10 protein-coding genes are annotated in these 13,861 nt (G+C 58.3%); 7 read left to right on the top strand and 3 right to left on the bottom strand.

What is annotated here, in order from left to right:
- The first annotated feature begins 159 nt into the window (after positions 1-159).
- Positions 160-2,160: an alpha/beta hydrolase fold domain-containing protein gene (locus tag TBK1r_RS07005; RefSeq protein WP_145208451.1), complete on the top strand. Its 2,001-nt coding sequence runs from the start codon at positions 160-162 to the stop codon at positions 2,158-2,160.
- Between the two features lie 117 nt (positions 2,161-2,277).
- Here the strand turns inward: TBK1r_RS07005 and TBK1r_RS07010 are convergent, their stop codons facing one another.
- Positions 2,278-4,167, bottom strand: a complete 1,890-nt coding sequence (locus TBK1r_RS07010) for a sulfatase-like hydrolase/transferase (protein ID WP_145208453.1) — start codon at positions 4,165-4,167, stop codon at positions 2,278-2,280.
- Positions 4,168-4,659: 492 nt separating this feature from the next.
- On the opposite strand from TBK1r_RS07010, the gene TBK1r_RS07015 reads away from it, so the two are divergent.
- Positions 4,660-6,636, top strand: coding sequence for a serine/threonine-protein kinase (locus TBK1r_RS07015; protein ID WP_419581063.1), 1,977 nt, complete (start codon positions 4,660-4,662; stop codon positions 6,634-6,636).
- Here the strand turns inward: TBK1r_RS07015 and TBK1r_RS07020 are convergent.
- Together TBK1r_RS07020 and TBK1r_RS07025 are read right to left on the bottom strand one after the other, a co-directional pair.
- A complete protein-coding gene (locus TBK1r_RS07020) occupies positions 6,551-7,267 on the bottom strand; it encodes an RNA polymerase sigma factor (RefSeq protein WP_145208457.1) in 717 nt (238 codons plus the stop codon). The two genes, TBK1r_RS07015 and TBK1r_RS07020, sit on opposite strands and share 86 nt — an antisense overlap.
- Before the next feature lie 45 nt (positions 7,268-7,312).
- On the bottom strand, positions 7,313-8,932 hold the full coding sequence (locus TBK1r_RS07025; RefSeq protein ID WP_145208459.1) for a DUF1559 domain-containing protein: 1,620 nt from the start codon (positions 8,930-8,932) through the stop codon (positions 7,313-7,315).
- A 518-nt stretch (positions 8,933-9,450) separates the two neighbouring features.
- Here TBK1r_RS07025 and TBK1r_RS07030 point away from each other — a divergent pair.
- From TBK1r_RS07030 to TBK1r_RS07050, 5 genes are all read left to right on the top strand, one after another.
- Positions 9,451-10,860, top strand: coding sequence for a CmpA/NrtA family ABC transporter substrate-binding protein (locus TBK1r_RS07030; RefSeq protein WP_145208461.1), 1,410 nt, complete (start codon positions 9,451-9,453; stop codon positions 10,858-10,860).
- Positions 10,861-10,878: 18 nt separating this feature from the next.
- Positions 10,879-11,787: an ABC transporter permease gene (locus TBK1r_RS07035; RefSeq protein WP_419581064.1), complete on the top strand. Its 909-nt coding sequence runs from the start codon at positions 10,879-10,881 to the stop codon at positions 11,785-11,787.
- Between the two features lies 1 nt (position 11,788).
- Complete coding sequence (locus tag TBK1r_RS07040; RefSeq protein ID WP_145208463.1) at positions 11,789-12,694, top strand: ABC transporter ATP-binding protein; 906 nt, start codon at positions 11,789-11,791, stop codon at positions 12,692-12,694.
- Positions 12,695-12,783: 89 nt separating this feature from the next.
- Positions 12,784-13,230: a cyanase gene (gene cynS / locus TBK1r_RS07045; protein ID WP_145222183.1), complete on the top strand. Its 447-nt coding sequence runs from the start codon at positions 12,784-12,786 to the stop codon at positions 13,228-13,230.
- Between the two features lie 3 nt (positions 13,231-13,233).
- A complete protein-coding gene (locus TBK1r_RS07050; protein WP_145208465.1) occupies positions 13,234-13,833 on the top strand; it encodes an ANTAR domain-containing response regulator in 600 nt (199 codons plus the stop codon).
- Positions 13,834-13,861: the final 28 nt, after the last annotated feature.

A 13,861-nucleotide genomic window follows, 5' to 3' on the forward strand; every position in this document is an offset into this window, starting at 1 on the left:
AGCGCGTCTTGTCTGTAGGACTGGCGTGCTGAGCAAGACGCTCGATCACGCGACCTCGCTGGAAGACACGAGGCGGCGGGTGGGGCTATACTCTAATCCATTCCAGCCTCCGGCGTGTTCCACGCCCCTTCCGATTTCTCTCCCGTTTTGGTGGCCCACATGTCCCACAGAGTTCCCGTTCTCCTGGTGCTGATCGCACTGATGGCGATCCCCAACGTCGGCGTGCACGCCCAGGATCAAGAAACCGAAACAAAGATGCGCGCTGCCGGAGCAGCGGTCGAGGTTTACAAGACCACCGAGGACGCCGAGGGAGCCCCGGTGTCGTTGAAACTGTACGTGTTCTACCCCGACGATCACAAACCGACCGATCGGCGTTCGGCCATCGTGTTCTTCTTCGGCGGTGGATGGAAAAACGGTACACCCAACCAGTTCCTCGAGCATTGCAAATACCTCGCCTCACGCGGCATGGTCGCAATGACCGCCGACTATCGCGTGCTGAATCGCCAAGGGACCAAGGCGCTCAAATGTGTCGCAGACGGCAAGTCGGCGGTCCGTTGGATCCGCGAGCAGGCCGATCGCTTGGGTGTCGATCCCGATCGCATCGTCGCCGGCGGCGGTTCGGCGGGCGGTCACGTCGCCGCCTGCACCGGCGTGATCGAGGGATTGGACGAATCCGGCGAAAACACATCGGTCAGCAGTCGCCCCAACGCGATGGCGCTGTTTAATCCGGCGGTCGTGCTAGCGAAAATCAATGACCGGCCGCCACTGGATCCGGAGAAACTGAAAGGACTCGCCGAACGAATGGGAACCGATCCTCGCGCCCTCTCGCCGGTCCACCACGTCGATTCAAACGCCCCGCCGACCATTCTGTTCCATGGGAAAGCGGACGAGACGGTGCCTTATTGGACGGCCGAAGCGTTCTGTCAGGCGATGAAGAAAGCCGGCAATGCATGCGAGCTGATCGGATTTGAAGGCCAGGGGCACGGCTTTTTTAATCACGGACGAGGCGATAATTCCAACTACCAGTCAACGATTCGCGAGCTAGATCAATTCCTGGTGTCACACGGTTTCTTGGAACCACAACGCACATCCAAGTCACCGCAGTTGACTACGATCGATCTGGGGGATGACACCGACCGTCAAGTGATTGTCGATCGCGAGCCCGGCCAATACCTCGGACACCCGACCACGTGTTTGCTGGAAGACGGCAAGACGATGTTGTGCGTTTATCCCAAAGGTCACGGTCGCGGGGGCATTGTTTACAAACGCAGCGACGATGGCGGATTGACGTGGAGCGACCGTTTGCCGACCCCGGAGAACTGGTCGACGTCCAAGGAAGTCCCCACGCTGCACCGCGTGATCGGCCCCGACGGGACCAAACGTATCATCATGTGGTCCGGGCTGTATCCCGCACGATTGGCGGTCTCGGAGAATGACGGGCTAGATTGGAGCCCGCTGAAACCGGTCGGCGATTGGGGCGGGATCGTCGTGATGGGATTTGTCGAACCGCTCAAGACCGGTCCTGGCCATTACCTGGCCATGTTCCACGACGACGGGCGATTCTTCACCGCCGATGGAAAGCGCTCCAAGACCTTCACGCTCTACAAATCGTTTTCGACCGACGGTGGCCTGACTTGGTCAGCCCCCGAATCCGTTTACCAATCCTCCGACGTTCATCTCTGCGAACCCGGTTGCATCCGGTCGCCCGATGGCAAGCGACTGGCGGTGTTGCTGCGTGAAAATGCCCGCCGAAAGAACTCCCACATCATCTTCTCCGATGACGAAGGCAAAACATGGTCGTCGCCTCGAGAATTGCCGCTCGCCCTGACCGGGGATCGCCACACCGGAAAGTACACCGCCGATGGCAGACTGTTCATCAGTTATCGTTGCCAATCGCCGGTCCAATCCCGCAAAGACCGTCCGTTTGAAGGCGATTGGGTCGGCTGGGTCGGAACCTGGGACGATCTGGTCAACGGCCGCGACGGTCAGTACTTCGTGCGACTGGGCGACAACACCAAAGGCGCCGACACCGCCTATCCCGGAGTCGAAGTGTTGCCCGATGACACAATCGTCACGACCACCTACGGTCACTGGATCAAGGGCGAGCAGCCCTACATCATGAGCGTCCGGCTGAAGTTGAGCGAATTGGACCAAAAGTAGGGCATGCTGTGCATGCCAGTCATCAACAACAGCGTGACCTACGGCCTGCAAATTGCGGCCTCAGAGTAGGGCATGCTGTGCATGCCAGCCGTCGCGCACCGCTTGAACAACCGTGACTCAATCCACCACGTTGGACGTTCCGTTGAGTTCGTTCAATGCTCGGTTCATCACGCGAACGCGGTACTTGCCATCGGAATTGAATCCTTTCTGATACTCCAATCCTTCGCTCATCTGATCGATCACCGGCCGCGCCTGTTCGTCGATCTCGTCAAGCACGATGGCCGCCTGCAGACGTTCCCATTGGGCGCCGGTGGTCATCTCATCAATCAAAACCGGTAGCGCTTGTTCGGGCAACTCCATCCGGCACAGCGCTCGTGCGGCCGCGGTACGAACCGCCGAGGAGGAATCGGTCAGCAACGTCTTCATCGCATCCGCCGCCGCGGCCCTTGCCGCCACGCCCAGATTGCCGATGCCGGTGGCCGCCCAATAGCGAATCACGCTATCGCGATCATCGGCCGAATCAACGAGCTTCTTGAGCGCCGACGGTCCGCTGGAAGCGGCGACCGCGATGTCGGCGAGTTGCGCGTTGTACTGTTCCGCGTCGGCTTGTCGTAGGATCGCATATTCACTTCCCAGTTCGTTCGCCCGCTCGGCGATGATCGCTTCGGGGATCAACCCCAAGTCACCCGTTTCGCCGATCCACTCGGTTTGTGCAGCACGCATGCGTTTCAACACATCGGCATAGTCGCTGTCGGCCGCCAGATTGTTGACTTCGTGTGGATCGGCCACGCAATCGTAGAGTTCCTCGACGGGCTTGGTCGGTGAGAAATAGTATTCCGCTTCGGCCGTCAATTCGCCGGCGTCATGCAACCGCCGCAACTCACGCATCGTGGCACCTTTTTCGCAGGTGTTGATGTACTGGTGATAAGTCTTCAGCGGTTCAAAATTGCGGAGGTAACGAAAGCGTTTGTCGCGCACCATGCGGATGATGTCGTAGCGTTCGTCCATCCGGTCGCGGGCACCATAAACGTATTGCCGTGCCGGCGGCAGATGGGTGCCAAGAAACGGTTGCCCCTGCACGTGGGAGGGAATATCCAGCCCGGCAAGGTTCAAGACGGTGGGACCAAAGTCGATCGAGCTGACCAGCCGATCGGAGACCTCACCGGGAGTGCCCTGTCCATCGACGCGATACGCTTTCGGGATCCTCACGACCAGCGGAATGTGCGTGCCGGAATCGTACAACCAGCGTTTCGCCCGCGGCAGTCCGACGCCGTGATCGGACCAAAACATGATGATCGTGTTCTCGTACAGACCGTCCTGTTTTAATTGGTCGATCAGCTTGCCGACCCAGTGGTCCATCGCCGTGATCAGTTCGTAGTTGCGTTTCCAATCTTCGCGCGTCACCGGCGTATCGCAGTAGTAAGGCGGCAACTGCAACGCCGCCGGATCTTGACGCTGGTCGTCGGTCAGAACCTCAGTCACCGATTGGTACTTGCTTTTGTTTGCGATGCCGGACTCATGGCAACCGGTGAAATTAAAAACGGCGAAGAACGGCGTGTCCTCATCGTCCCGGTCACGCCAATGTGCCTTGCCCGAAGAGACGTCCCATGTGTCGCGGGGTGTCTTGAATTGGTAGTCCTGTTTGGAGTTGTTCGTACAGAAGTAGCCGGCGTCGCGAAGATAGGTTGGGAACGGACGGATCGAATCCGGCAGGGTTGCCGTGCATCGCATGTGATGTGTCCCGAGCGTCGTTTGATACATGCCCGTGATGATCCCGCTGCGACACGGCGCACACACACCGGCGGTCGTAAACGCGTGCGTGTATCGAACGCCCTCGCTGGCCAATCGATCGATGTTCGGCGTGATCGCGTGTGGGTCTCCGTAACATCCCACGTGTGGACTGATGTCTTCACAGGAGAGCCACAAAAGATTGGGACGCGATTCCGAGGCGACCGATACGGAAACACAACAGGCGACGAAGCAGGCTTGGAGAAAATGTCTGAACATGTCGGGGGCGAGGCGGGAATCCGGGGAGGAAAACGGCGCGGAACCTTGCAGCGCCATCCGCATATGATAGCCCCCGAATCCAACGGCGTCGCGGAGATTACCGCGCTGGCTTCCACACGTTGCCCTCCACACGCTGGCCTGCACGCGCACGCCCCTGCGGCGTGTCGGCAACCGAAGCGTCAACGAAGCAGTTTCACATCGCTCTATTCTTTTTAATCTTTTTCCACGCAACATCCGTTTTGACACCACGATCATCTCAGCAGCGGGCATTCGCGAGGCGGCTCGAAGACTTCAGTTTTTCTAATGCAGGTTGACGATTCTGAATCCCTGTTCAGGCACCGTCAAAACCTCAATTCGCGAAAACATTGCCGATTGGAGAGCTAGATGACGACGCAACTGATTCGGCCTTTTCGCTCGGAAATCAAGTCAACCACGCCACAATCACGTGTGCAATCGGACACGCGAAGCGGATTCACTCCAAGTCTGCCGAAGATGATCTCACGATCCCAGCGGCTCGCTGCAGCGTTTTCAAAGCTGGGAAGTTGCATCGGCGACTTTGAACTGATCAGCCTGGCCGGCGAGGGATCGTTCGGCAAAGTTTTCCTCGCACGGCAACGCTCGCTCGACCGCGACGTGGCACTCAAGATCACCGCCGACTTGGGCCACGAGGGGCGCACGATGGCCCGTCTGGAACATTCCCATATCGTCCCGGTCTTTTCCGAAGAGGTGGTTTCGGAAAAGGGAATCCGATTGTTATGCATGCAGTATGTGCCGGGGGGAACCTTGCACGACGTGATTCAGGGCTTGAGTGCTCTGGATCGCGATCAACAGGACGGCAACGCGATCCTGGACATCGTTGACGCTCTCAACTCGCATCCGGCCGTCATGGATCCGGCCAGCCTGAGAAGCCGCGAACAGCTCTCCCAATGCAACCGCGACGAAACCACCTGCTGGATCGGCCAACAGCTGGCCGAAGCACTCGCGTACGCGCACAGCCGTGGCGTGCTGCACCGGGATATCAAACCCGGCAACATCATTGTCAATCAATACGGAAAACCGTTGTTGATGGATTTCAGTTTGTCGTTGCCGGCGGCGGACGTTTCGGATGATGGGGACGCGGTTTTTGGCGGAACGATCGGCTACATGGCACCCGAGCATTTTGACGCCCTCAACCCCCAACACCCCAGCGGCCCGGATCAAGTCACCGAGCAAAGTGATCTCTATTCGCTCGGCGCAGTGTTGATGGATCTGGCGATCGCGGGACACCACGACGCCCGGCTTGGGGTGGAGCGAGAACCCGACGTGGCCGACGCCGAGCAGGAAACCGAAGACGCCGCGTCGAACGCGTTTTTCGATCACCTGCACACCAACCATGCCGAATCAATCGACCCCGCGAGCCGACTTCGCAATGCGAACGTCGCTGCGCCGCTGACTCGCATCATCTGTCGCTGTCTCCAACCGTGCAAACAGGATCGATATGCTTCCGCAAAAGAACTCGCCGATGCACTGTCGGGCTGTTTCGAATTGCTGCGCGTCGAACGCTCCCTGCCGGCCAAGGGGACGCTGACCACCATCGCCCAAAGGTACCCGCTCTGGTTCATCTTGTTGTGCACCTGTGTGCCGAACGTGACCGCCAGTTGCATCAACCTGCTCTACATCGGCCTTGTCGTGATCAAAGATCTGACGGCGGCGCAGCAGACGGCGTTTGTTCAGATGGTCGTCGGCTACAACGTCGCCGTGATCTCGCTGATGGGCGTGATGCTGCACCGGACCTTGTTCCGCGCCGCGAAGAGCTGGAATACACTGCGCGGCGATCAATTGCTCCGTGCCAGTGAACTCCGCGAAGCGAGGCGGCAGACGCTGAGTTTGCCGTTCTGGACCTTCGTGCTCGGCAGCGTCGGATGGCTGCCGTTTGCGATCACGATCCCTCTGGGGATGGAACTGCTGGCCGGACCGGTCGACCGCGGCGTGATGTTACACACCGCCATCGCATTTGTGGTGACGGGGTTGGTCGGGATCGTCACGAACTACTACGTCGTTGCGTTCGTCGTCTTGCGAGCCGTTTACACCTCGCTGTGGCGTGACGTTTTTCGCCTACGCGAAACGGCGTCGCAAGAAATCGCTGACGTCCCGGCCAAGAATCGTGTCTGCCAGATCATCGCCGGGTTGACTCCCTTGGGTGCCGCGACGCTATTGATCTTGGTCGGGCCGGAACACTTCACCGCCGACAGCTATGATCAATTTCGTCATACGCTGGTGGTGCTGATCGCACTGGCGATGGCCGGGTTTTGGCTCAGCATGACGGCCACCGCGTTCCTGAACGAGGTGGTTGCGGTGATGACATTAAAATCACATGTCAAAACAGAGCGTATCTCGGGAAAGCTTATGTCTTGGGTTGGCAGTATTTTAGCAACCGCAACGTGCGCAGCTCCTGCCGAAGCTCTTCTTCGGTCGGGGAATCAAGAGTAGCGGCGACCTCATCGATTAACAATTTGGCAAACTTGTCACGAGCCCGGTGCAGCATCACCCGATAGCGATTCGCCGTGAACGGACTGTCGAGCATTCCCTGGACGATCCTCCCTTTTTCAGCCGCCGTCAGTTCTTCGTTTTCGACGTGCGCCCGCAGCACCGCCGCCAGCGTCGCACTGGATTCATCGAGTGCCGTCCAGGTTTTTTGCAGCAACTCGTCACGCCAGCAATCGACGAACTCGCCCTCACCGTCGATCGCGGCGGAGACGTCCTTGCTGGCCAGCGCATCGGACAACGCCTGCGACGATTCCCCGTCGGGGCGTTTGCGGTAGTGGTCCCTGACCAAGTTGACCAGAACGGTCTTCAAATAGTCCCGAAAGCGGCCCTTGCTTGAGTCGGCGTGACGCAAATCGCCACGCAACATTCGCAGTGCCAGCTCTTGAAACAGCTCCTCGGCAATTTGTTCGTTGCCGGTGACGGCGAGCAAATAGCGCCACGCCGCCCCGCAGTAGCGGTCGACCAGGGCGTGGCGCGCCGACGTTGCCGACGTGTCGTCACCGGCGTGCGCCTTGCGGATCAAACTCCAACGGGTCGCGATGTCGCGGATTCGTGTCGGGTCGTCACGGTCCATGGAATTTCACCTGGTTCGTCCATCGCAGCAGCGCAGGACAACACGCTAAAACTCGATCGGCTCGGCTCCGGCACTTGTCAGCAGTTTCTTGAACGTTTCGGGGTCGATCGAATTGGCAATAAACCTAACTGCGCCATCGCCCATCAGCACGTGAAACCCTCCCGGCCGGTTGCCACCCGTTTTGGCCAGCGGATCGGCAAGGTCAAATTCCATGTCGACCGGTTTGGTCCACGGCACCGCCGCCTCCCGACTGCTTTCGATCACCATGATCGTATTGGACAGGCCATCGATCACATCACGGAACGCGGTTGGGCCGGAATCATGGAACAACAACCCGTCACCGTGGGGAACCTGAAACACGGTATGTCCCGGCGGCACGATCGCACTGGGATCGGCGTAGACGCTCGGCATCTGATCCAGCAGGGGCCGGTTGTGGGGACTATCCCAGGGCTCATCGAGATGGAACTGCTCGTAGAGTTGCTGCTGTTCAATGAAGGGCAGGATGGCGACGCGCCAACTGAGCAGGGGCTTGCCGTTTTCGTCTCGGATCGCGCGATCGGGAAGCTTTCGAAACGCGGAGTGATAGTTATGCATCGCCAAACCGATCTGCTTCAGCTCGTTGCTGGCTTGCATCCGTCGCGCCGCTTCGCGTGAGGCTTGGACGGCGGGCAACAGCAACCCGACCAGCACGCCGGTGGTACCCACGTTGCCGGAAAGTTTCATCGTGACGATTTTCTCCCTGCGTTCAGGACGAAGCATCGCGGAGATTTCGGTGCCCAAACGTTCGATGTACTTTGCCATCGCCTGATTGACCGGATCGTCGCCTCGGACGTTGTTCATCATTTCGGATGTTGCCATCATGCGTCCGAAATCGATCGCCTGATTCAGCGTTTCCTCCAGCTTGGCCGCGGAATCTTCGTCGCGACCGATCGCCGAGATCATCAATGATCCGGACATCGGTGCGTAGTCCATGTTGACGTACAACGCATCGGTCAGTTCGCCGATCTCCGTCAGCCCCTTGAGCTGCGGCGGCAATTGCCCGGCATTTTGTTGCAGCATGCCGGTCACCAGAGGACGGATCTGCTGCATGCCGGCGACCAGCGTCACGCCATCTCGACGCGGAATCCGTGAAACCAGAGTTGGCACTTGGCCGGTTCCACCTTCACCGGCGGCAAGCATTTTCGTCAGGTAGCCGCCGCTGCCGACCAGAATCGTGCGTGGCCCGGCTTGATGAAGCCGAACGATCGGCGGACGTCGGCTTTCGTAGACCTCGAGTCCGTCGACTTCTTTCGCTTCAAATTCGTTCAGAATCATCGGATTCAGTTGGCCGATGGCGGTGTCCACGTTGAGTTCAAACACCGCGCCGGCCTGAGGGCCCATCGGGCCGGGCATGCCGACGATGACTTTAATGTCGTTGATATTCAGCGGGTCGACGCCGACATACTGCATGCCCGCGGCTTGCGCGACTTCGATCGGTGCCAATTTCCACTCCGGTGAGGTCAGCATTTGACGCGGAGAAAGGAATCCGGCGGCGACCGCATCATCGGGGATGTACTGATTGGAAAGCTTTTCGGCGGTTTGCGCCGATGAAGTCGACGGCAGCAACGAAACCGTCCAACACAGCCAACAGGCCGTGATCGAGCACAAAGTCTTGCGGGATCTCATGGTTGTCTCCGGACAGGGGGAATTGGGCGAACACAATTCTAACGAATTTCGTGTCAGCCATTCGTCGGGGGAATGATCAATCCGAGCCAGATGGATTTTTTGCACTCCCACACGAAGGGTCCCGGCGAGGTGTAGCGTTTGGCGTGATGACCGTTCCTTCGTCTCGCATTGCACGATCCATAAGCAGGCTTGCACCGACCTTGCGCAGCGGCGGTGCCTGAGCAATCGTATCGAAGATGAAAGCGATCGTTTTTTACTGCCGTCCGGATCGCCAAATCATTGACAAACAAGCGATCCAATTGCGCTGGCGTTGAGATCCATCGCATCAAACGAGATGTTTGGCACAACGGTTGCGACGTAAGAACGCCAGCGAAGCATCGGAGTGATCGGATGTTTTGAGCGATCAGACAACAAGCGGATGCGCATTGCGTCGTTCCGACTTTCTAACCCGCGGACCCTTCCGCCATCACGAGCCGGCGTGCTGCCGCTCGTCGATTCGTATTCCAAGGAGTATAGCCATGAGTGTCTTTCGCCGTGATCCGTTTGATCCCGATCAATCGCTTGAACACCAACACCACGCGGGATGCGGCCATGGACACACGCATTGCGAACCGGCCGATCAAACGCAGTGCCAACACAGTTCCGTCAATGATGTCCCGCAACGGGCGTTGTCGTCGGAAGACGCGATGAGCCGCGCGGTCGAAACGGCGGTGGTCAAGGCGATCTTTGGACAGAGTGATGTTTCGCGGCGGAAAGTGTTGGCGGCTGCGGGAGCCGGTGTGGTCGCTGAAATCGTCCGCGGCATGTTTCCCTTGGATACGGCCAAAGCAATGGCCATGGAAATCGGCAAGATCGAAAAACCGGATCTCTCGATCGGTTTCATTCCGATCACCTGCGCAACGCCGATCATCATGGCCGAACCGATGGGTTTCTACGAAAGACACGGGCTCAATGCCAAGGTCCGGCGTGCCAGCGGCTGGGCGATGGTCCGTGACTGGGCGATTACCAAAGAAGTCGACGCGGCACACATGCTCTCGCCGATGCCGCTGTCAATCACACTCGGTGCCGGTTCGCCCAAGGTTCCGTTCTACATGCCGGCGGTTGAGAACATCAACGGGCAAGCGATCACGCTGGCGAACAAGCACAAGGGCGTCAAAACCGCTCAGGACATGAAAGGTTTTCGGTTTTGCGTGCCGTTTGAATATTCCATGCACAACTACCTGCTTCGCTATTACCTGGCCGAAGGGGGATTGCATCCGGACAAAGACGTGCAAATCCGCGTGGTTCCGCCGCCGGAAATGGTGGCGAATCTGAAAGCCGGCAACGTCGACGGTTACCTGGCCCCGGATCCTTTCAACCAGCGGGCGGTGTACGAAAACGCGGGGTTCATTTTCAAGCTTTCCAAGGAGATCTGGGAAGGACATCCGTGCTGTGCGTTCGCGATCTCGCAAGAGTTCGCCAACACACATCCCAACACGTTCCTTGCGTTATTCCGTTCCATCGTCGACGCGACAGCCTACGCGTCGGACAAGGCCAACCGCAAAGAAATCGCCAAAGCGATCGCGCCGCGGAATTACTTGAATCAGCCCGTCACGGTGCTCGAACAGGTGCTGACCGGGCGCTATGCGACAGGCTTGGGCGGCATCGGCAACGCTCCCGATCGGATCGATTTCGACCCCATGCCGTGGCACTCGATGGCCGTCTGGATTCTGACCCAAATGAAACGTTGGAAGCACGTCGACACCGACTTCGATTACAAGACCGTCGCCGAAGAAGTTTATTTGGCGACCAAGTGCAACGAACTGGCTTCCGAAATGGGTTACGAAGATCGCACCAAAACCTACACCAAGCACGTGATCATGGGCAAAGAATTTGATCCGGACAAACCCGACGAGTACTTGGCAAGTTTTCCGATCAACAACCTTTAATCCCCGACAGGTGAATTCATGATGAATCGCAAAACCTGGCGCTTGCCGAGCGATCCGAAGTGGTGGCAAGCCAAAATCCTAAGCGTCGTGATCCTGGTCGTTTTGCTGGGCGGTTGGCAGTACGCGACCAGCCGGGCCGCGTTTGATCCGACAGGCAAGACCGAAGAGGAACTGATGTTGCTCGAGTTCAACGGTGACATCGTGATGAACGACGCCGGAGACTATGTGTTCAACGAGGAAAAGACCAGTGGCGTGCCCGGACCGCTGATGGTGGGCAAGAAGATCGTCGAAGAACTTTCGCATCCGTTTCACAAGAACGGAACCAACGATCATGGCATCGGACACCTGATTTTCTACACGGTGTCGCGGTTCAGCGTCGGGTTCCTGCTGGCGAGCGTGGTCGCGATCTTCGTCGGCGTGATCGTGGGACTCAATCCCGTCATCTTTCACGCCGTCAACCCGTTCCTTCAGGTGCTCAAGCCGATCTCTCCGTTGGCTTGGATGCCACTGCTGTTGTACACCGTTCAAAAACCGACGATCACCGCGATCCTGGTGGTGTTCATGGCGTCCCTCTGGCCCACGATCGCAAACACGGCGTTCGGATTGTCATCGATCGACAAGGACTACTTGAGGGTTTCGCGGATGCTTGAATTCGGATGGTTCCGGCGGCTGTTCACGGTCATCTTGCCGGCCGCGGCTCCGGCGATCGTCGCGGGGTTGAGAATCAGTTTCGGTTCGGCCCTGGTAGCCGTCGTGCCGGCAGAAATGCTGCTCGGGGAACTCGGGGTGGGCTATCTGACATGGATCGAGTGGAACAACTTGGACATTGCCGGCGTCTTGTTCGCCATCCTTGTGGTCGGCTTCGTGGGCTTCTTGATGGATGCCCTGTTCTCAAAACTTTCCAAGGCGGCCAGCTATGCAACTTGAAATGCCAACTCCCGAACTTCAATCCGCTCCGCCAGCCGAAGCGGACCAATCCAGCGACGGTCAATTGTCCGTCCGCGAGGCGTCAAAGTTTTTTCCGTCCCTGACCGGTGATGGCGAAGTCTGCGTTTTCCGCGACGTGTCATTGGACATCGCCAACGGGGAATTCGTTTCCATCATCGGGCACAGCGGCTGTGGAAAAAGCACGCTGTTGAACATCATCGCAGGATTCGACCAGCCGACGTCCGGAGAAATCCTGGTCGACGGCAAGAAGGTACTGGGACCGGGATTGGACCGGATGGTCGTGTTCCAGTCGTTCGCCTTGATGCCGTGGATGTCCGCCTTTGACAACGTCCGCGTGGCCGTGCGTTCGGCATTCCCGTCGTGGGACAGCAAACAAGTTGCCCAACACACGACGCGTTATCTGAATCTGATGGGACTGTCCGATATCGGCAAAAAGATGCCCGCCCACCTGTCTGGCGGAATGCGTCAACGCGTCGGACTGGCGCGAGCCTTCGCGGTTCAACCCAAAGCCCTGCTGTTGGATGAGCCGTTCGCTCAGATCGATGCGTTGACACGTGGATCGATCCAGGACGAATTGGTTCGGATGTGGGACGTGGCCGGCGCGACCGTTTGCATGGTCACACACGATGTGGACGAAGCGATTTTGTTGAGTGACCGAATTGCATTGATGACCAACGGCCCGGAAGCCCGGATCGCCGAAATCGTCGACATCAACATCCCGCGTCCGAGGACTCGCGAACAGTTGATCGAATCGGAGGACTACATGCGTCTACGGACACGCATCCTGCGCTTCTTGATCGACCACAACCGCCGGCCGACGGCGCTGGATGACACCGCCCACGCCATGCAAGCTTACCCCCACAGCGACGAAAACCAGCCGGATTGAGTGGTGTTCCTCGTTTGCCCCAACCCTTTCACCCAGCAGTTCCTTTCTCCTTTCGCAGAGTACGCTTTATGACCACGATGACAGAATCCATGCCAACCCTCGAGCAAGTCGTCACCAAGATCGAATCGGTCAAGGTCGCCAAAAGTCTGACCTGGGCCGAATTGGCCGAAAAGATGGGCCAGAGTCCCGTCTGGGTCGCCGCGGCATTGACCGGTCAATGCTCGATGAGCGAAGACGACTGCGCCGCGGTCAAGGACGCGTTGGAATTGACCGACGCCGATTGCAAGGTCTTGCAAGGCTATCCCTATCGGGGCTCGCTGACGCAAACGATTCCCAGCGACCCGTTCGTCTATCGCTTTTATGAAATCATGCAGGTCTACGGCATGGCGATGAAAGAAGTGGCACAGGAAGAATTCGGCGACGGAATCATGAGCGCGATCGACTTTTCGATTGACGTCGATCGTGAACCCGATCCGAAGGGAGACCGCGTGAAAATCACGTTCAGCGGCAAATTCCTTCCCTACAAAAAGTTCTAACTGATGGCGACACCGCTTCCGCCGCCGACGCTCAAGCTGATGCTGGTCGACCAGTCGAGCCAGCGTCGCGAAATTCTGGAAAAGATCCTTCGGGACAACGGCTACACCAACGTCTTCTCGACGTCTGGGCTGGACGACCTGTTCGCGCTGGTGGCGACGGTCAAACCCGACGTTGTCCTGATCGAACTGGATAGCCCCAAACGCGACACGTTGGAACAGTTGCGGGAGATCAGGCAACGCCAACCCACCCCCGTGGTCATGTTCGCCCAAGACCAAGACGCCCAAACCGTCCACGCGGCGGTCGACTCGGGCGTCTGCGCGTATCTGGTCGACAGCGTGGATCGTGTCAAAGTCAAGCCGGCGATCGACCTGGCGATGGCAACCTTTGCAGCCTACCGTCGCTTGCGGAACGAAGCCGACAAATATCGGACGCAACTGGATTCACGAAAAGACATCGACCTGGCCAAGTCGATGTTGATGCGGCACGAGCGCCTCGGCGAAGCCGAAGCGCACCGCATGCTTCGCAAAATGGCAATGGACAGCAACCGTAAATTACACCGCGTCGCCTTGGACGTGATTTCAACGTTCAAGAACAAACGCTGAATTCACCGGCACATCCATCCGAGATGGG

Origin of the sequence: Stieleria magnilauensis (assembly GCA_007753675.1) — a bacterium.
GTDB lineage: Bacteria > Planctomycetota > Planctomycetia > Pirellulales > Pirellulaceae > Stieleria > Stieleria magnilauensis.

Excerpts from the sequence above, each read along its gene's own strand:
- TBK1r_RS07005 (WP_145208451.1), top strand. The coding sequence starts at position 160 with ATGTCCCACAGAGTTCCCGTTCTCCTGGTGCTGATCGCACTGATGGCG.
- TBK1r_RS07010 (WP_145208453.1), bottom strand. The coding sequence starts at position 4,167 with ATGTTCAGACATTTTCTCCAAGCCTGCTTCGTCGCCTGTTGTGTTTCC.
- TBK1r_RS07015 (WP_419581063.1), top strand. The coding sequence starts at position 4,660 with ATGATCTCACGATCCCAGCGGCTCGCTGCAGCGTTTTCAAAGCTGGGA.
- TBK1r_RS07020 (WP_145208457.1), bottom strand. The coding sequence starts at position 7,267 with ATGGACCGTGACGACCCGACACGAATCCGCGACATCGCGACCCGTTGG.
- TBK1r_RS07025 (WP_145208459.1), bottom strand. The coding sequence starts at position 8,932 with ATGAGATCCCGCAAGACTTTGTGCTCGATCACGGCCTGTTGGCTGTGT.
- TBK1r_RS07030 (WP_145208461.1), top strand. The coding sequence starts at position 9,451 with ATGAGTGTCTTTCGCCGTGATCCGTTTGATCCCGATCAATCGCTTGAA.
- TBK1r_RS07035 (WP_419581064.1), top strand. The coding sequence starts at position 10,879 with ATGATGAATCGCAAAACCTGGCGCTTGCCGAGCGATCCGAAGTGGTGG.
- TBK1r_RS07040 (WP_145208463.1), top strand. The coding sequence starts at position 11,789 with ATGCCAACTCCCGAACTTCAATCCGCTCCGCCAGCCGAAGCGGACCAA.
- cynS (WP_145222183.1), top strand. The coding sequence starts at position 12,784 with ATGCCAACCCTCGAGCAAGTCGTCACCAAGATCGAATCGGTCAAGGTC.
- TBK1r_RS07050 (WP_145208465.1), top strand. The coding sequence starts at position 13,234 with ATGGCGACACCGCTTCCGCCGCCGACGCTCAAGCTGATGCTGGTCGAC.